Source organism: Amycolatopsis sp. cg9 (genome assembly GCF_041346945.1).
GTDB lineage: Bacteria > Actinomycetota > Actinomycetes > Mycobacteriales > Pseudonocardiaceae > Amycolatopsis.
Genome location: NZ_CP166850.1, coordinates 4,775,946 through 4,792,760, shown reverse-complemented (window position 1 = coordinate 4,792,760; position 16,815 = coordinate 4,775,946). Strand labels below are relative to the sequence as shown.

Below are 16,815 nucleotides of genomic sequence, written 5' to 3'. Positions count from 1 at the left end.
TACCACGCTCAGGGGAAGAGGGTGCGCGGCTTGGCCTGGGCTTCGATGTCGTCGGTGTACGCCGAGACGCGGGTGTACACGCCCGGCTTGCCCGCCTTGCCGCAGCCGTCACCGAAGGACACGATGCCGATCAGGGTGTCGTCCACCACGAGCGGGCCGCCGGAGTCGCCCTGGCAGGCGTCCTTGCCGCCTTCGGGGTAGCCCGCGCAGACCATCGTCTTCTGGTTGTAGACGTTGTAATCGGCGCTGCAGTCGCTGTCGGAGACCAGCGGGACGTCGACGCTGCGCAGGTAATCGGAGCGGGCGCCGCCGTCGGCGGTGCGGCCCCAGCCGAGCACCGTCGCCTTCGTGCCGGCCGCGTACATGCTCGCGTCGCCGTTGCCCGGCAGCTTCGCGGGCCGGTAGTCGAGCTGGCCGCGGACGGTCAGGACCGCGACGTCGTCGCCCTGCGTCGGGTCGCTGTAGCCCTTGCTGATCCAGACCTTGGAGACGCCGAGGACCTGGCCGTCGTCGGTGCGCTTGTCCTCGCGGCCCGCCACCACGCGGACGTCCTGCTTCGCGACCGCCTTCGCGCAATGGGCCGCCGTCGCGACCGCCGTGGAGCTGACGATCACCGCGCCGCAGAACTGGTTGCCGCCGCTGTCGGTCAGGTACACCGCGTACGGGTGGTCGCCGAGCGATGCCTTCTCGCCGCCGACGATCCGTGCCTGGTTGCCGGATCCGGGGTCCGCCGACGCCGTGCCGACCACGACCGGGACGGCCACCGCGGCCACGGCGAGGAGCGCGCCGCTCGCGAGCAGCAGGGATCGACGGGACTTCACGGACATGGGACGTTCCCCTCATCAGACACGGCAAAGAACGAGCGCTCGGCACCCGGGCGACTCCGGTGCGTGAACGCCGTGCGCTGAATACCCTAATCGGAGTGGGCCCAAAGCGGTGTCACTGGAACGGGTGGACTCCGCGCTCCGCAGCCGCCTCTGCCAAGCTGGCCGGATGCGGCGAACGGCAGCGGTGCTCGGGGCGGTCCTGGCCCTGGCGCTGACCTCGTGCGCCTCCGAAGTGCCGTCGACGCCGCAACCAGCACCCTCGGCACCCGCTCCGGCGAGGACCACGACGACGGTTCCGGCGACGGCCCCCATGCCGGCGTCGAGCGCGCCCGCCGTCACCTGGCAGGTGGGTGCCCGGCCACTCCCCCGGCGCCCGGACGGCTTCGGCGAGGTCGAACCGACGCCACCCGAACTGGTGAACCGGGCACTTCCGACAAAAGACCTCCTTCCGCCGCCCGCGGGCGGCCGGTACGCGTCGACGATCGGCGCGGTGCCCGCCGACGTCCTCGCGCGCAGCACCTGGCAGGCCGCCTGCCCGGTCAAAGCCGGCGACCTGCGCTACCTGACGATGTCGTTCTGGGGCTTCGACGGGCGCGCGCACACCGGCGAAATGCTGGTCAACGCGAAGGGCGCCGCCGGGATCACCGAGGTGTTCGGGCAGCTCTTCGCGGCGCGCTTCCCCCTCGAAGAGATGCGCGTGACCAGCCCGGCCGAGCTCACCGCGCCGCCGACCGGCGACGGCAACTCGACCAGCGCGTTCGTCTGCCGGCCGGCCCGCGGGCAGACGTCCTGGTCGGCGCACGCCTACGGGCTCGCGGTGGACGTCAACCCGTTCTGCAACCCTTACACCCAGGGTGACCTCGTGCTGCCCGAGCTGGCCTCGGCGTACGTCGACCGCGCGAACCGCCGGCCCGGCATGGTCCTGGCCGGCGACGCGACCGTGCGGGCGTTCGCCGCGATCGGCTGGAGCTGGGGTGGCGCGTGGAGCAGCCCGAAGGACCGGATGCACTTCACCGGCAACGGCCACTGACCACGTAATACGACGTTAAGCACATCGGGGAACACCAGCTCCCCGGACCCGGTTGGCTAGGGTGAACCGACCGAGCCGACCCCGCGGAGGATGCAGTGCCCCACTACGACCTGGTGATCGTCGGGACGGGATCGGGGAACTCGATCCTCGGCCCGGAGTTCGCCGGCAAGAAGACGGCGATCGTCGAGAAGGGCACGTTCGGGGGCACCTGCCTCAACGTCGGCTGCATCCCCACGAAGATGTTCGTGTACGCCGCCGACGTCGCGTACACGCCTTCGCACAGCGCGAAGTACGGCGTCGACGAAGAGCTGAAGGGCGTGCGCTGGCGCGACATCCGCGACCGGATCTTCGGCCGGATCGACCCGATCGCCGCGGGCGGCGCGGAGTACCGCCGCAGCCACGAGGACAACGCGAACGTCGACGTCTACGACGGCACCGCCCGCTTCACCGGGCACAAGGAGCTGCGCGTCAGCTTCGCCGACGGCCGGCCCGACGAGGTGCTGACCGCCGACAAGTTCGTGCTCGCCGCGGGCGGGCGTCCGGTGGTCCCGGAGATCCCCGGCCTGGAGACCGTCGAGTACCACACCTCCGACACCGTGATGCGGCTCGACGAGCTGCCCGAGCGCATCGTCGTCCTCGGCGGCGGGTACATCGCGGCCGAGTTCGCGCACGTCTTCGCCTCGTTCGGCGTCCACGTCACGCTGGTCAACCGGTCCGGGCGGCTGCTGCGCTCGGAGGACGACGACATCAGCGCGCGCTTCACCGAGCTGGCCGCGCAGCGGTTCGACGTCCGCCTCGACCGCAAGACCGTGCGGGCGCGCAAGACCGACCGCGGGGTCGCGCTGGACCTCGAAGGACCGCAGGGCGCCGAAACCGTCGAGGCCGACGTGCTGCTGATCGCCACCGGCCGCCGGCCGAACTCCGACGTCCTGGACGTCGCCGCCACCGGCGTGACCACAATGGACAGCGGGCACGTGGTGGTCGACGACTACCAGGAGACCGTGGTCGAGGGCATCTACGCGCTCGGTGACCTTTCGTCGCCGCACGAACTGAAGCACGTCGCCAACCACGAAGCCCGCGTGGTGCAGCACAACCTGGTGCACCCGGACGAGCGGATCACCGCCGACCACCGGTTCGTGCCGCACGCGGTGTTCACCCACCCGCAGGTGGCGTCGGTCGGGCTCACCGAGCGGAAGGCCCGCGAACAGGGCGTTTCCTACGTGACCTCGAAGCAGGACTACGCCGGGATCGCGTACGGCTGGGCGATGGAGGACACCACGGGCTTCGCGAAGCTCCTGGCCGACCCGGCGACCGGGCAGCTGCTCGGCGCGCACATCATCGGGCCGCAGGCGTCGTCGGTGATCCAGCCGCTGATCCAGGCGATGAGCTTCGGCCTGGACGCGCGGAGCATGGCGCGCGGCCAGTACTGGATCCACCCGGCGATGCCGGAGCTGATCGAGAACGCCCTGCTCAACCTGCCCCTGGACTGAGTCGCCGCGGGCCGGGCGGGGTGACCGCCCGGCCCGCGGGGGTCCCCTACAGCGTGATCGACCAGGTGTCGAGGGTGCCGGTGTCGCCGGGCCCGTAGTCGGTCACGCGCAGCTGCCACTTGCCCGACGCCGGCGAGGCGGCCGCCGGCACGGTGAAGGTGCGAGCGCCGGTCCAGGGCGTGCACGTGCTGCCGCCGCTGTACTTGAGCGCGTACGCCTTGCCCTTCGGGTCCAGCAGCGTGACGCCGAGGTCTTCGGCGCAGGTGTGGCGAATCGTCACCGCGACCGACAGCGGGATCGCCGCCTGGCCGGTCAGGGTGGACGTGATCGGGCTGAAGACCTGCTGGTAGTCGCGGATCGCGTAGTCGGTGTCGTTGGTCAACGTCCGGGCGCCGCTACCCGCCTGGGTACGCGCGGACACCGCCGGGCTCGCCGCGGAGGTGTTCCCCGCCGCGTCGCGTGCCTTGACCGTGAAGGAGTACGCCGTGTCCGGGGACAGCCCGGTCACGGTCGCCGAAGTCCCGGCGACGCTCGTGGCGAGCGCGGAGCCGTTGTAGACGTCGTAGCCGGTGACGCCGACGTTGTCCGTCGAGGCGTCCCAGGCGAGCGAGACGCTGTTCGCGGTCGTGCCGGTGGCACGCGGGCCGGTGGGCGCGCTCGGCGCCGTCGTGTCGCCGGTGCCGCCGCCGGTGACGAGGGTGAGCTGCCACTTGTTCAGCGCTTCGGCGACCGGCTGGAACAGGGACATGTCCCCGTCGGAGGGGTTGTCCACGCACTTCGACGGGCCGCCGTCGTGCAGGCCGGTGGCCTTGTCGCCGAGCAGCCAGCCGCCGCCGGAGTCGCCGCCGAGGGAGCACGCCGTCGTCCAGGTGAGGTCGTCGATGACCAGGCCGCCGCCGTAGTCGACGGACTTGTGCGTGTACTTCACCTCGCCGCACTGCCAGTGCGAGGTGTTGCCGGAGTGGCAGACGCGATCGCCGACCATCGCCTCGGCCGCGCCGGACAGCGTGATCGCGGGCTGGCCCCAGGTGTTGACCGACGCCGACAGGTTCCAGCCGGCCTCCGTCACCGCCACGACGCCCATGTCGCCTTCGCGGGCGTTGACGCTGTGGGTGCCGCCGACGTTCGACGTGCCGATCCGGTTCTGCTGGCCCGAAGCGCCGTACGCGGCCTGGTCGCGGTCGTTCGTGCAGTGACCCGCGGTCAGGAAGTGCTCGGCACCGCCGGAATCCGTCACCGGGAAGCCGACCGAGCAGTTGCTCTCGCTGCCCGGCCACCACGGGTTCCCGGTCTGGATCGTCCCGGACTGCTGCCGCGGCGACGAGCCCGTTTCGGTGATCCGGACCCCGATTTCCCTTACGCGCGACAGGAAACTCTCGGTCGCCGCGGTCTTCTTCGTCCGGTCGACGTCCACGCCGACCTCGTTGCCGCGGACGTCGACGCCCCAGCCGTAGACGCCCGGCACGCCCGTGCCGACCAGCGCGCGGACCGCCGCGTCGGTGCGCTCGAGGTCGGCCCGGCTCCGGGTGACGACCTGAGCCGCCGCCCCCGCCGCGCGGGCCTCGTCCGCCGCCGCCTGGGTGGTGACGGCGACGGTCAGCTTCCCGGCGGCGGCGTCGAACCACTGCCCCGCGGCCTGCGCGCGGACCGATCCGGGCAGCGTCGCGGCCAGCCGGTGGGCGCGGTCCTGAGCGGCCAGCTGGGTCCGGGCCTGGTCCGTGGACAGGCCGAAGGCCGCGGCGACTCCCGCCACCTCGGCGTCCGGGTGGTCCGAGGCCGCTTCGGCGGGCGCGAAACCCAGCCCGAGTGCGGCCATCGCGGCCACGCCGGCGACGGAAACGAATCTGCGCATCGGTTTCTCCTCGATTCGGCGAAGGAAGTGCGCAGACGGTAAGCCGCCGGAAAGCCCGCGTTGAAGATCCGGAAGTCCTTAACAGTTAACTGGCGGGCCAATCCCATTCGAAGCCGTACCGGCCGGGGCCGAAGTTGAGCGCGACCCCGTGCACCGCACCGGCTTCCGGGATCACTTCGGTTTCTTCGCCGGGTTCGGCGAAGCGGCGGCAGACCGGCGGGACCGCGTCCGGCGAGAACCGGATTTCGAGTACGTATTCGCGGACCGGGAGCCGGAATTTGCGTTCGTAGTTCGTCGCGACCGGGTACGGCGCGCGGTTCACGAGCGTGTGCTCGGTGATCACCGTTTCGCCGCGTTCGAGGGGACGGGCGAAGAGCAGTTCGACGACGAGGAGGCCGTCTTCGGGCTTCAGCACGCTGCGGCCGGGGTGGCAGCCGCGCAGCGAACGCAGTTCCGGCAGCGGCCGGTCGTGCTCGTCCAGGTGCAGGATCACCACCCACCGGTCCGGGCCGTCGGCCTCGGCCCGCAGCACCTGCCGCGACCGGAACTCCAGCTCCTCGCGGCCGGCTCCGACGGTGACGACGTCGTGCTGGCTGAGCCGGGTCAGCCGCTCGTCCCACCGGGTGTCCACATCGGACACCGCGGCGTCGATCCGCCGTTCGTCCGGCCAGAACCGGCCGATCTCCGCGGCCGCGGACCGGCGCGCGCGGGGCGGGCCGAGCAAGGCGACGAGCGAACCGGCCGGCACCTCCAGGACGGCTTCGAGCTGCCGCAGCCCGCGCACCGACTCCCGCCGTTCCGGGCGGCTGCGGCCGGACTGCCAGTAGCTCAGCGTCGCCGTCGTCACCGAGACGCCGCGGGTGCGCAGGTGTTCGCGGAGCCGGTCCAGGCTCAGCCCGCGGGCGCGGATCGCCGCGCGCAGGGCGGCGTCGAACGGGCCCTCGCGCAGCAACGCCCCGAGGTCGGGGGACGGCACGGCCACCGAACGATCTTAAGCCGCGCCCGCCCCGGCGAAACTGTTAACAGTTAAGAATCAGACGAACCGGCGGCGGCCGGCGAGCGCGCCGAACACCACCTGCACGACGAGCAGGCCGAGCAGCATCGCCAGCGGCACGGTCCAGCCGCCCGCGAGGTCGTGCAGCAGGCCGAAGAGGAACGGCCCGAGCGCGGCGAACAGGTAGCCGAAGCCCTGCGCCATCCCGGACAGCCGGGCGGTGTCCGCGCCGGTCCGCGCCCGCAGCGCGATGACGGTCAGGGCCAGCGAGAACACGCTCATGCCGAGCCCGATCAGCAGGCTCCAGAGCAGCGGCGACCACGCCGGAGCGAACATCAGCCCGGCGGTGCCGGCGAACCCGAACACGCCGAGCGCCGCGATCCACGGCCCCTGCCCGCGCTGCCGGGCGGCCATCGGCGCGACGAAGAGGCTGATCGGCACGGCGATCAGCGAGACCAGGCCGAACAGCAGGCCGGCGTCGTCGCGGGACACGCCCGCGTCCATCAGCACCTGCGGGAACCAGCCCATCGCCGCGTAGGCGTAGAACGCCTGCAGGCCGAAGAACACCGTGACGATCCAGGCCAGGCGGTTGCGCAGCAGCGACCGGCCGCCCTCGGCGGCGTCGCCGTGCCTCGGTGCCTTGCCGGTGCCGCGGGCTGCGAGAATCCACGCCAGCAACGCGACGACGGCCACCACGGCCCAGCTGCCCAGGGCCGGGCGCCAGCCGCCGAACGCGTCGCCGAGCTGCGGGGTCACCGCCGACCCGAGCGCGCCGCCGCCCTGGAGGGCCGCGGTGTAGACACCGGTCATGACGCCGATGCGGGCCGGGAAGGAGTCCTTGATGACCACCGGGATCAGCACGTTGATCAGGGCGATGCCGGCGGTGGCCACGAGCGTCCCGCCGAGCACCACGGCCGGGCCGTCGACCACGCGCAGCACGAGCCCGGCCGCGAGGGTGCCCAGCGCGAGCGCGATGGCGGCGCCGATCCCGGCCCGGCGGGCGAGCAGCGGCGCGGCCAGCCCGGCGCCGGCGAAGCACAGCGTCGGCAACGTCGTGAGCACGCCGGCCCAGACGCCGGACGTCCCCAGGTCCTGGCGCATTTCCGCGAGCATCGGGCCGACGCCGGTGATGGCCGGGCGCAGGTTGAGGGCGGTGAGCACCACGGCGACCGCGAGCAGCGCCCCGGCGGCGACCACGCCCGGGGTCCGGAACTCCACGGCGCCGTCCAGTTCGGGTTCGAGGCCGGATTCACGGTGTTCGACGCGCATGACGGCTACTATCGCATACGTAGGATGATTGGATGAAGGGATAATCCTGTGCCTCTGGCCACCACCCGGCGAGCAGGCCTCGTCGACCAGGTCATCGAGCAGCTGCGGACCGCGGTCACGCAGGGCGAATGGCCCATCGGCGAACGCATCCCCACCGAAGCCGAGCTCGTCGACCAGCTCGGCGTCGGGCGCAACACCGTCCGCGAGGCCGTGCGCGCGCTCGCCCACACCGGCCTGCTGGAGGTCCGGCAGGGCGACGGCACGTACGTGCGCGCCACGAGTGAGGTGTCCGGCGCGATCCGGCGGCTCTGCGGGTCGGAGCTGCGCGAGGTCCTGCAGGTCCGGCGCACCCTCGAGGTCGAAGGCGCGCGCCTGGCCGCCGCCGAGCGGACCGAAGAAGAGGTCGCCGAGCTGTGGGCCCTGCTCTCCCGCCGCGAGGCCGAGCTGCGCGACGGGCGCTGGGAGGACTTCGCGCGCACGGACGCGGAGTTCCACTGCGCCGTCGTCCGCGCCGGCCACAACCGGCTGCTCACCGAGCTGTACCGCGGGCTCACCGAGGTCATCACGGCCAGCGTCGCGGCGACGTCCAGCATCACGCCGGGCGCGGAGCACGTGCCCGAAATCGGCCACGAGGGCCTCGCCCGGGCCATCGCCGATCAGGACGCCGAGCGGGCCACCGCCGAGGCGTGCGGCTTCCTGGACGAGCTCCTGGCACGCATCGAACACGCCTGACCTGCGCAATCACCACGGTGGCACCAGGATCGACCCCTAAGGGTGCCAATTCAGGGTTGTCGTGGCACCACTGTGGCGCCATAGTTGTGCCATGGACCTGACGCCCTTCGTGGACGAACTCCGCCGGGAGCTCGCGGTCGCCGCCGAAGCGGCGGGCGAGGAAGCCGTCGCCCTGGCCGAGCGGCTCACCGCGCCGCTCGAATCGGCGATCCGGCTCACCCTGCTCGACGCCCTTTCCGCCGCGGCCGACGAGATCACCCGTGACCTCGCCCCCGGCTCCGTCGAGGTGCGCCTGCGCCGCCGCGAAGCCGAATTCGCCGTCGCACTGCCGGCCGCGCCCGAACCGCCGCCCCAGGAGACACCCCCGGTGCCCCCGGAAGCCGACGACGGCGCCGTCGCCCGGGTCAACCTCCGGCTGCCCGAAACGCTCAAGCAGCGCGTCGAAGAGGCCGCGAACCGGGAAATGCTCTCGATCAACGCCTGGCTCGTGCGGGCCGCGAGCGCCGCCCTCGGTCCCGGCAAGAGCCAGCCGCACCGCCGGTCGGTCTTCGGCGAGAAGTACACCGGCTGGGTTCAGTAACCCACCCCTCTTCCGTTCACCCCCACGTCTCCGACCTGCGGAGACGTCACCCGAGCACCCCAGGAGGGCGCAGCCATGCCCGTTTTCGCCACCCCCGAGCCGATCTCGGCCACGATCGACGTCAGCATCGCCGACATCCGGATCGTCGCCGGCGAGCGCGCGGAAACCACCGTCGAGGTCGAACCCGCCGACCCGTCCGAACCCGAGGACGTGAAGGCGGTCGCCAAGACCCGCGTCGAGTTCGCGAGCGGCGAGCTGCTGGTCAAGGGCCCGAAGTACGCCACCAAGCTGTGGGGCAAGGGCGGCTCCCTGCACGTCACGGTCGAGCTGCCCGCCGGCTCGCGCCTCAAGTCCACGGCCGCCATGGGCGACATCCGGGTCAGCGGCCGGGTCGGCGACAGCCGCATCAAGACCTCGGTCGGCGACATCCACCTCGACGAGGCCGCCCGGCTCGAGGCGAGCACCGCCACCGGTGACGTCTCCGTCGAGCGGGCCACCGGGCACGTCGAGGCCGGCACCGGCTCGGGCGAGCTGCGGATCCGCGAGATCGACGGCACCGCCGTGCTGAAGAACTCCAACGGCGAGACCCGTGTCGGCGAGGTCACCGGCGACCTGCGGGTCAGCACCGCGAACGGCGACATCTTCGTCGTCCTCGCCCACGCCGGCGTGCACGCCAAGACCGCGTCCGGCGACATCCGGCTCAACGAGGTCATGCGCGACTCGGTCGTCCTCGAGACCGCGGTCGGCGAGATCGAGGTCGGCGTCCGCGAGGGCAGCGCCGCCTGGCTCGAGCTCAACTCCCTGACCGGCTCCGTGCGCAACACGCTGACGCCCTCCGAGGGGCCCGGCGGGACCACCGAAACGGTCGAGGTCAAAGCCCACACCTACACCGGCGACATCGTCATCCGCCGGGCCTGAAACTCCGCACAGAGAAGGGGAAGACCATGCCAGACGCCATCGTGGCCGAAGGGCTCGTCAAGAAGTACGGCTCCGTCACCGCCCTCGACGGGATGGACCTGCGCGTCCCGGAGGGCACCGTGCTCGGCGTGCTCGGGCCGAACGGCGCCGGGAAGACCACGACCGTCCAGATCCTCACGACGCTGCAGAAGCCGGACGCCGGCCGCGCGACGGTCGCCGGGTTCGACGTCGTGAAGGACGCGCACGAGCTGCGTTCGCACATCGGCGCGTCGGGCCAGTACGCGGCCGTCGACCAGGAGCTGACCGGGGCCGAAAACCTCGAGATGGTCGGGCGGCTGTACCACCTGGGCACCAAGCGGGCCAAAGCGCGCGGCCGGGAGCTGCTGGCCCGGTTCAGCCTCGACGAGGCCGCCGACCGGCCGGTGAAGGGCTACTCCGGCGGCATGCGGCGCCGGCTCGACCTGGCCGGCGCGCTCGTGGCCAACCCGCCGGTGCTGTTCCTCGACGAGCCCACGACCGGGCTCGACCCGCGCGCCCGCACCGAGCTGTGGGACGTCATCACCGAACTGGTCGCGGGCGGCACGACGCTGCTGCTGACCACCCAGTACCTCGAAGAGGCCGACCGGCTGGCCGACAGCATCGCCGTCGTCGACCACGGGCGCGTGATCGCCCGCGGCACCGCCGACGAGCTCAAGGACCTCGTCGGCGGCGAGCGGATCGAGCTGACCGTCGGCACGCACGCCGACGTCGAGGTGGCGCGGCGGGCGCTGGCGCGGCTGGCCAGCGGCGAGCCGCAGGCCGAAGCGTTCCGGCTCATCGTGCCCGTGACCCACGGCGCGAAAGCGCTTACCGAAGCGCTCGCCCTGCTCGCCGCCGACGGCGTCGACGTCCGCGACGTCGGTGTCCGCCGCCCCACCCTCGACGACGTTTTCTTGTCCCTGACCGGTCACGAGGTGGCCGAGACCGCGAAGGAGGCCGTGTGATGAACGCGGTGCAGATGGCCGTGACCGACGGCGTGACCGTCGCCAAGCGCAACTCGATCAAGATCGTCCGCTCGCTGGACCTGCTCGGGTCCATCGTGTTCATGCCGGTGATGTTCGTGCTGCTCTTCGGCTACGTCTTCGGCAGCGTGATCGACATCCCGGGTATGTCGTACCGCGAGTTCATGCTCCCGGGGATCTTCACCCTCGCGGTGGCGATGGGCAGCATCGTCACCGGCTACGGGCTGACCGACGACCTGCAGAAGGGCATCATCGACCGGTTCAGATCCCTGCCGATGTCGCCGGCTGCGGTGCTGATCGGGCGGACCACCGCGGATCTGATCCTCAACGTGACGAGCCTGCTCATCATGGGCATCGTGGGCCTGCTGGTCGGCTGGCGCATCCACACCGGCCCGCTCGAGGCGCTCGGGGGCGTCGTCCTGCTGCTCGCCTTCGCCTACGCGCTGTCGTGGGTGATGGGGACGCTCGGCCTGGCCGTGCGCAAGCCCGAGGTGTTCAACAACGTCTCGAGCGTGGCGATCTTCCCGCTCACCTTCCTGGCCAACACGTTCGTCGACAGCGGCCGCCTGCCCACGCCGCTGCGGGTGATCGCGGACTGGAACCCGGTCTCGGCGATCACGCAGGCGGCGCGGGAGCTGTTCGGCAACACCAGCGCGTCGATGCCGGTGCACGACGTCTGGCCGATGCAGCACGCGGTGCTCGCTTCGGTCCTGTGGATCGCGCTGCTGCTGGCGATCTTCGTGCCGCTTTCGGTGCGCTGCTACAAGAAGGCCACGAGCCACTGACTCAGGGCAGCGTGAGGATCTCGCTGCCGTCGGCCGTCACCACGAGGGTGTGCTCGAACTGAGCGGTCCACTTCTTGTCCTTCGTGGTGACGGTCCAGTCGTCGGACCAGATGTCGTAGTCGATGGTGCCCAGCGTGATCATCGGCTCGATCGTGAAGGTCATGCCCTCCTCGATGATCGTGTCGACGGAGGGCTCTTCGTAGTGCAGGACCGTCGGCGGCGTGTGGAACGCGGGGCCGACGCCGTGGCCGGTGAAGTCGCGGACCACGCCGTAGCCGAAGCGCTTGGCGTAGGACTCGATGACCCGGCCGATCACGTTGAGCCGGCGGCCCGGCCGGACCGCCTTGATCGCCCGCAGCGTCGCCTCGCGGGTGCGCTCGACCAGCAGGCGGGCCTCCTCGGAGACGTCGCCGGCCAGGAACGTCGCGTTCGTGTCGCCGTGGACGCCGCCGATGTAGGCGGTGACGTCGATGTTGCAGATGTCGCCGTCCTCGATCACCGTCGAGTCCGGGATGCCGTGGCAGATGACCTCGTTCAGCGAGGTGCAGCACGACTTCGGGAAGTGGCGGTAGCCCAGCGTCGAGGGGTAGGCGTGGTGGTCGAGCACGAACTCGTGCACCACCTTGTCGATGTCGTCCGTGGTGGCGCCCGGCTTGACCGCCTTGCCGCCCTCCTCCAGCGCCTGCGCCGCGATCCGGCTCGCGATCCGCATCGCCTCGATCACCTCGGGCGTGCGCACGCCGTTGCCGGTGTCCCGCTTCGGCGCCGGCTTGTCCACGTACTCGGGACGGGCGATGGAACTGGGGACGTCACGGCGCGGCGTCTGGACGCCGGGAACCAGCGGGGCACGAACGGACATGCCCCCACTTTACGACGGCCCGCTCAGCCGATCCCCGCCAGGAACCGGTGGGCCGCCTGCACCGCCGGTTTGGACGAGCCCGCTTCGGTGAGCAGCACGGCGAACGCCAGGTCGCCGCGGTAGCCGACGAACCAGCCGTGCGAGCGGGAGCCGTCGCCGAACTGGGCGGTGCCGGTCTTGCCCGCGACGTCGGGGATGTCCCGCAGGCCGGTCGCGGTGCCGTTGGTGACGACCTCGCGCATCATCCCGCGAAGCGCGTCGAGGACCTCCTGGGACGGCGCGTCGCCGACGTTCTTCGTGCTCGCCGGCATGCCCCTCACCAGCGACGGCGTCGGCACCTTCCCGGCCTGCACGGTCGCCGCGACCAGCGCCAGGCCGAACGGGCTGGTCACCACCGTGCCCTGGCCGAAGCCGTTCTCGGCGCGCTGGACGGCCGAGTCGCTGGCCGGGACGGCGCCGGTGACCGTGGTCAGGCCGGGGACCACGAAGTCGGCGCCGAGCCCGAACGAGCGGGCGGTGTCGGTCAGCGCCGAGGCCGGGAGGCCCGCCGCGAGCCGGGCGAACGTCGTGTTGCAGGACCGCGCGAAAGCCGTCGTCAGCGGGACCCGGCCCAGGTCGAAGCGGCCTTCGTTCGGCACGACCCGGTTTTCGATCGTCGTGGTGCCGGGGCAGTCGACCGGGCTGCCCGCGTCGACGTCCCCCGCCGAGAGCGCGGCCGCCGCCGTCACGATCTTGAACGTCGACCCCGGCGGGTAGCGCCCGGACAGCGCGAGCGACCCCTCGTCGTCGGCGGCGTCGTTCTGCGCCACGGCGAGGATGTCGCCGCTCGACGGCTGGATCACCACCAGCGCGGCCGGGTACTCCTCGGGCTCGAGGGCCTTCTCCGCGGCGACCTGGATCCGCGCGCTGAGCGTGCTCGTCACGGCGGGCGCGGGGCGCGGCGGCTCGGCCTTGAGCTCGGCCGCCTCGCCCCCGGTGACGTCCCGGGTGACGATCCGCCAGCCCGCCGCCCCGGCCAGCTCCTGCTCGACCAGCGCGCGGATGCCCGGCAGGACCTGCTGCCCGGACCCGCGGGTCACCGGCAGCAGCCGCTCCTGGCTGGCGAAGCGGACGCCGGGCAGGTCGTAGATCACCGGCTTGACCCGCTGGTAGTCGCCGGCGCGCAGGCTGATCACCGGGTAGGCGTCACCGGGCTTGGTCTTGCTCATCCCGTCGAGCACCGACCGGCCGGTGACCGACGGTTCGTACCGGTGCAGCGCCTTCGCGAGCATCCCGGCGACCGCACTCGGGTCACCGGCCTTCTGCGGGTCGACGACCACGCCGATCACGGTCTGCGGGCGCATCAGCGGCACGCCGTCGCGGTCGAGCACCGGCGCCGTCTCCGGCAGCTGGGGCAGCACGCCGAGGGTCTGGCCGACGGCCAGCTGCGGGTGCACGACGGTCGGCTGCCAGTGCACCTGCCAGCCGTTCTCGGCCGCGCGCAGCTGCGCGTCGGCGCGGTAGGACCAGCTGCGGCCGTGCGGCAGGTGCCAGGTGAGCCGGTAGCCGGCCGTGACGACGTCGCCGTCCGGCTGCTTCACCTCTTCGTCGTCGACGTCGAGGGACTCCGGGTCGAGCACGCCGCGGACCTGGCTCAGCACGGTCTTCGCGGCTTCGGGCGAGTCGGTGTGCGCCGCGGCGCCGGCGACGTCCCCGGACGCGACGGCGTCCAGGAAGGCGGAGAGGGCGTCCTCGGGACCGTCGCCCGAGCACCCGGCCGTGGTCGCGGCGGCGAGCAGCAGCACCGCGAGCACACCGCGGTGTCGACGTGCACTCATGGCGGGATGATGCCTGGTCAGCACGGGTGCGGCGGCCGTGAAACGCCGCCACGGAAGAGTGGCTAGAAGAGCACCGTCGCGTACTGGCCGACCTGCTGGAACCCGATCTTGCGGTAGGCCGCGAGGGCGGGGGTGTTGAACGCGTTGACGTAGAGGCTCGCGGTGCGGCCCAGGCCGCGGACGAGCCGGTTGACGACCGCGGCCGTGCCGGCGGTGCCCAGCCCGCTGCCGCGGCGCTCGGGGTGCACCCAGACGCCCTGGATCTGCCCGACGGTCGCCGACATGGCGCCGATCTCGGCCTTGAAGACGACTTCGCCGTTCTCGAACCGGGCGAACGCGCGTCCGGCGCCGATCAGCTCCGTGACGCGGGCACGGTAGCTGGCGCCGCCGTCGCCGCTGCGCGGGTCGACGCCGACCTCCTCGATGAACATCGCGACGGCCGCGGGCAGGTAGCGCTCGAGCTCGTCCGGCCGGACCGGCCGCACGAGGGGGTCGGCGGCCACGAGCGGCGTGCTGTCGAGGGCCATCAGCGGCTGGTCGTCGCGGACTTCGCGGGCCGGGCCCCACTCGTCTTCGAGCTCGTCCCAGAGCCCGAGGACCTGCTCGGCCGGGCCGACGAGGGACGAACACGTGCGTTGCCGGCGCAGCGCGCGGTCGGCGAAGGAACGCAACGCGGGGGCGTTGCCGCGCAGGGGGATGAGGTTCGGGCCGGAGAAGCACAGCCCTTGGAGCCGCCCGGCACGAACCGGACGGCTGTCGGCGGCCCAAAGCTCACCACCGAGCCGCCACGGGTCGAGACCGGCAGCCTCGACCCGGGCGCTGACCATGCAGCTGCCCACCGGGTCGGCGGCGAGCGCGGCACGGACCGCCGGATAGTCCCGATCATCGAGCAGCCGTGCACCTGCAAGCCGCAACACGGGTTCCAGGGTGCCAGATTCGGCCGGTAAACGGAACGCGAGGTCGTCGACACGCTGAGATGAACAGCCCGGTTCGCGCTCCGCGGGGCGGCCGCCGATGTCATGAACGGGTCGTTCATGTCGTCCGGCGAGGTGAACGACCCGTTCATGACGTCCGGGACGGCGGCTCGGGTCAGGGAGCGCCGCGGTAGGTGCCGATCGTCCAGGAGTTGCCCTCCGGGTCGCGAAGGCTGAATGTGTGCGAGCCGTACTCGGTGTCGGTCAGCCCGGCCGTGATCTCCGCGCCGGCGGCGCGCACCCGCGCGTGGATCTCGTCCACCCGGTCCGACACCACGTACACCGCGCCCGTTCCCGGTTTCATCGCGTCGTGGACGCCGTCCGGACCGCGGACGCTGCCCAGCATCACCGCGCCGCCCTCGGGCCAGCGCAGCTCGGCGTGCGCGATCAGGTCGCCTTCGGGCACCACCAGTGCCTCGGTGAAGCCCAGGACGTCGACGAGGAACCGGACCGCGGCCGGGGCGTCGTCGTACCGGAGGGCGGGCCAGACGTTCGGTTCAGGAGTCATGTCGGCGAGTCTTGCCCGGCGGCCCCCTCCTGGTCTTGGAGGAACGGGAGCTCCTCGGCGATCCACGTGCCCGGCGTGCACCCGGCCAGCGCGCGCCACTCGTTGGTCAGGTGCGCCTGGTCGTAGTAGCCGCACTCCACCGCCAGCGCGGCCAGGTCCGTGCGGCCCCGGCGCAGCAGCCGCCCGGCCCGCTCGAACCGCAGGACCCGCGCCGCCTGCTTCGGCGCCAGGCCCAGCTCCGCGCGGAACCGCTCCCCCAGGTGACGGCGGCTCCAGCCGATCTCGCCGGCGAGGTCGGCGACGCGAACCCGCCCGTCGGCGCCGCGCATCCGGCGCCACGCCTCCCCCAGCTCGGGCGGCGGCGCCACCGGCTCGACGGCCCGGGCGGCCAGGACGTCGTCGAGCAGCGCGAACCGCCGCTCCCACGTGGGCAGCTCCCGCAGCCGGTCCGGCAGCGAGCCGAGGCCGAAGTCGGCGAGGTCGGCCACCTCGCCGCTCAGTTCCGCCGCCGTGACGCCGAAGAGCGTGCGCACGCCCAGCGGGTCGAGCTCCAGCTGCAGCCCCTCCTGCACGCGGTCCTGCCGGATCAGCACCGCGCTCGTGTGCAGCCCGCCGACCAGCGCGCGCAGGCTGCGCCCGGCCATCCGGACCGGCCCGGCGAGGCTGATGACCAGCGTCACGTGCCGGGACGGCAACCCGCGGTGGACCGGCAGCGTCACCGCGTTCTGCGCGTACCCGACGTAGCGCGTGACCAGGGGCCGCACCACGGGGTGCGGCCGGTGAATGGCCCAGGTCACGCTCACGAATGCCAGCGTAAACGTCACCACCGACAGTTCCGGTTCTGATAACACGGAGGTGCGCCCCACCGCGGAAGGAACCACCCGATGACGATCCAGGAACAGGCTCAGCAGCTCGAGCTGCTCGCCGACCAGGTGCCGACCGGCATCGCGCTCGCCACCAAGAGCGACCTCGAAGACCTGCAGGCCCAAGTGCTCGGCCTGCTCGGCGAGACGTCCACCGCGACCGCGATCCAGGGCGCCATACAGCTGGCTTCCCAGCAGATCGACGAGGTGGCCGCCGCGCTCGAAAACGTCCGCTTGCAGATCCGGGACGCCGCCCAGCACCACCTGCAGGGCTGAAGACGCGCTGAAGCCCTCCTCACCGCGAAGGTGAGGAGGG

17 protein-coding genes are annotated in these 16,815 nt (G+C 72.2%); 8 read left to right on the top strand and 9 right to left on the bottom strand.

Features of this window, described 5'->3' with window-relative positions:
• Window positions 1-8: 8 nt before the first annotated feature.
• Window positions 9-827 (bottom strand): trypsin-like serine protease, encoded by an 819-nt coding sequence (locus AB5J73_RS22940; RefSeq protein ID WP_370972085.1) that lies wholly within the window; start codon window positions 825-827, stop codon window positions 9-11.
• 166 nt (window positions 828-993) lie between these two features.
• On the opposite strand from AB5J73_RS22940, the gene AB5J73_RS22935 reads away from it, so the two are divergent.
• Window positions 994-1,857, top strand: a complete 864-nt coding sequence (locus AB5J73_RS22935) for a M15 family metallopeptidase (protein ID WP_370972083.1) — start codon at window positions 994-996, stop codon at window positions 1,855-1,857.
• Window positions 1,858-1,952: 95 nt separating this feature from the next.
• Window positions 1,953-3,347 carry a mycothione reductase gene (locus AB5J73_RS22930; protein WP_370972081.1) on the top strand — a complete coding sequence of 465 codons (1,395 nt, stop codon included), beginning with the start codon at window positions 1,953-1,955 and terminating at the stop codon, window positions 3,345-3,347.
• A 46-nt stretch (window positions 3,348-3,393) separates the two neighbouring features.
• Here AB5J73_RS22930 and AB5J73_RS22925 read toward each other — a convergent pair whose 3' ends face one another.
• The 3 genes from AB5J73_RS22925 to AB5J73_RS22915 form a co-directional block, all read right to left on the bottom strand.
• Window positions 3,394-5,199 carry a proprotein convertase P-domain-containing protein gene (locus AB5J73_RS22925; protein WP_370972079.1) on the bottom strand — a complete coding sequence of 602 codons (1,806 nt, stop codon included), beginning with the start codon at window positions 5,197-5,199 and terminating at the stop codon, window positions 3,394-3,396.
• Between the two features lie 85 nt (window positions 5,200-5,284).
• Window positions 5,285-6,181, bottom strand: coding sequence for an XRE family transcriptional regulator (locus AB5J73_RS22920; protein ID WP_370972077.1), 897 nt, complete (start codon window positions 6,179-6,181; stop codon window positions 5,285-5,287).
• 51 nt (window positions 6,182-6,232) lie between these two features.
• Window positions 6,233-7,462, bottom strand: coding sequence for a CynX/NimT family MFS transporter (locus tag AB5J73_RS22915; protein WP_370972075.1), 1,230 nt, complete (start codon window positions 7,460-7,462; stop codon window positions 6,233-6,235).
• Between the two features lie 48 nt (window positions 7,463-7,510).
• On the opposite strand from AB5J73_RS22915, the gene AB5J73_RS22910 reads away from it, so the two are divergent.
• The 5 genes from AB5J73_RS22910 (at window position 7,511) to AB5J73_RS22890 (ending at window position 11,478) form a co-directional block, all read left to right on the top strand.
• A complete protein-coding gene (locus AB5J73_RS22910) occupies window positions 7,511-8,194 on the top strand; it encodes a FadR/GntR family transcriptional regulator (RefSeq protein WP_370972073.1) in 684 nt (227 codons plus the stop codon).
• Between the two features lie 91 nt (window positions 8,195-8,285).
• A complete protein-coding gene (locus AB5J73_RS22905) occupies window positions 8,286-8,774 on the top strand; it encodes a hypothetical protein (RefSeq protein WP_370972071.1) in 489 nt (162 codons plus the stop codon).
• Between the two features lie 75 nt (window positions 8,775-8,849).
• Window positions 8,850-9,692: a DUF4097 domain-containing protein gene (locus AB5J73_RS22900; RefSeq protein ID WP_370972069.1), complete on the top strand. Its 843-nt coding sequence runs from the start codon at window positions 8,850-8,852 to the stop codon at window positions 9,690-9,692.
• Between the two features lie 26 nt (window positions 9,693-9,718).
• Window positions 9,719-10,675, top strand: coding sequence for an ATP-binding cassette domain-containing protein (locus AB5J73_RS22895; protein WP_370972067.1), 957 nt, complete (start codon window positions 9,719-9,721; stop codon window positions 10,673-10,675).
• Complete coding sequence (locus AB5J73_RS22890; protein ID WP_370972065.1) at window positions 10,675-11,478, top strand: ABC transporter permease; 804 nt, start codon at window positions 10,675-10,677, stop codon at window positions 11,476-11,478. The genes AB5J73_RS22895 and AB5J73_RS22890 overlap by 1 nt, the downstream gene beginning before the upstream one ends.
• A gap of 1 nt (window position 11,479) precedes the next feature.
• Here the strand turns inward: AB5J73_RS22890 and map are convergent, their stop codons facing one another.
• From map to AB5J73_RS22865, 5 genes are all read right to left on the bottom strand, one after another.
• Window positions 11,480-12,337 carry a type I methionyl aminopeptidase gene (map, locus tag AB5J73_RS22885; RefSeq protein WP_370972063.1) on the bottom strand — a complete coding sequence of 286 codons (858 nt, stop codon included), beginning with the start codon at window positions 12,335-12,337 and terminating at the stop codon, window positions 11,480-11,482.
• 23 nt (window positions 12,338-12,360) lie between these two features.
• Entirely contained in the window at window positions 12,361-14,154 is a 1,794-nt protein-coding gene (locus AB5J73_RS22880; RefSeq protein WP_370972061.1) for a penicillin-binding transpeptidase domain-containing protein, read from the bottom strand.
• A gap of 62 nt (window positions 14,155-14,216) precedes the next feature.
• Window positions 14,217-15,071, bottom strand: a complete 855-nt coding sequence (locus tag AB5J73_RS22875) for a GNAT family N-acetyltransferase (protein ID WP_086860021.1) — start codon at window positions 15,069-15,071, stop codon at window positions 14,217-14,219.
• A gap of 172 nt (window positions 15,072-15,243) precedes the next feature.
• Window positions 15,244-15,636: a VOC family protein gene (locus AB5J73_RS22870; protein ID WP_370972059.1), complete on the bottom strand. Its 393-nt coding sequence runs from the start codon at window positions 15,634-15,636 to the stop codon at window positions 15,244-15,246.
• Window positions 15,633-16,439, bottom strand: coding sequence for a helix-turn-helix domain-containing protein (locus AB5J73_RS22865; protein ID WP_370972057.1), 807 nt, complete (start codon window positions 16,437-16,439; stop codon window positions 15,633-15,635). Before AB5J73_RS22865 ends, AB5J73_RS22870 begins: the two co-directional genes overlap by 4 nt.
• Window positions 16,440-16,520: 81 nt before the next feature.
• On the opposite strand from AB5J73_RS22865, the gene AB5J73_RS22860 reads away from it, so the two are divergent.
• A complete protein-coding gene (locus AB5J73_RS22860; RefSeq protein ID WP_003057586.1) occupies window positions 16,521-16,775 on the top strand; it encodes a hypothetical protein in 255 nt (84 codons plus the stop codon).
• The last annotated feature ends 40 nt before the right edge of the window (window positions 16,776-16,815 follow it).

Coding starts and splice junctions, on each gene's coding strand:
- AB5J73_RS22940 (WP_370972085.1), bottom strand. CDS start 827: ATGTCCGTGAAGTCCCGTCGATCCCTGCTGCTCGCGAGCGGCGCGCTC.
- AB5J73_RS22935 (WP_370972083.1), top strand. CDS start 994: ATGCGGCGAACGGCAGCGGTGCTCGGGGCGGTCCTGGCCCTGGCGCTG.
- AB5J73_RS22925 (WP_370972079.1), bottom strand. CDS start 5,199: ATGCGCAGATTCGTTTCCGTCGCCGGCGTGGCCGCGATGGCCGCACTC.
- AB5J73_RS22915 (WP_370972075.1), bottom strand. CDS start 7,462: ATGCGCGTCGAACACCGTGAATCCGGCCTCGAACCCGAACTGGACGGC.
- AB5J73_RS22905 (WP_370972071.1), top strand. CDS start 8,286: ATGGACCTGACGCCCTTCGTGGACGAACTCCGCCGGGAGCTCGCGGTC.
- AB5J73_RS22900 (WP_370972069.1), top strand. CDS start 8,850: ATGCCCGTTTTCGCCACCCCCGAGCCGATCTCGGCCACGATCGACGTC.
- AB5J73_RS22895 (WP_370972067.1), top strand. CDS start 9,719: ATGCCAGACGCCATCGTGGCCGAAGGGCTCGTCAAGAAGTACGGCTCC.
- AB5J73_RS22890 (WP_370972065.1), top strand. CDS start 10,675: ATGAACGCGGTGCAGATGGCCGTGACCGACGGCGTGACCGTCGCCAAG.
- map (WP_370972063.1), bottom strand. CDS start 12,337: ATGTCCGTTCGTGCCCCGCTGGTTCCCGGCGTCCAGACGCCGCGCCGT.
- AB5J73_RS22880 (WP_370972061.1), bottom strand. CDS start 14,154: ATGAGTGCACGTCGACACCGCGGTGTGCTCGCGGTGCTGCTGCTCGCC.
- AB5J73_RS22870 (WP_370972059.1), bottom strand. CDS start 15,636: ATGACTCCTGAACCGAACGTCTGGCCCGCCCTCCGGTACGACGACGCC.
- AB5J73_RS22860 (WP_003057586.1), top strand. CDS start 16,521: ATGACGATCCAGGAACAGGCTCAGCAGCTCGAGCTGCTCGCCGACCAG.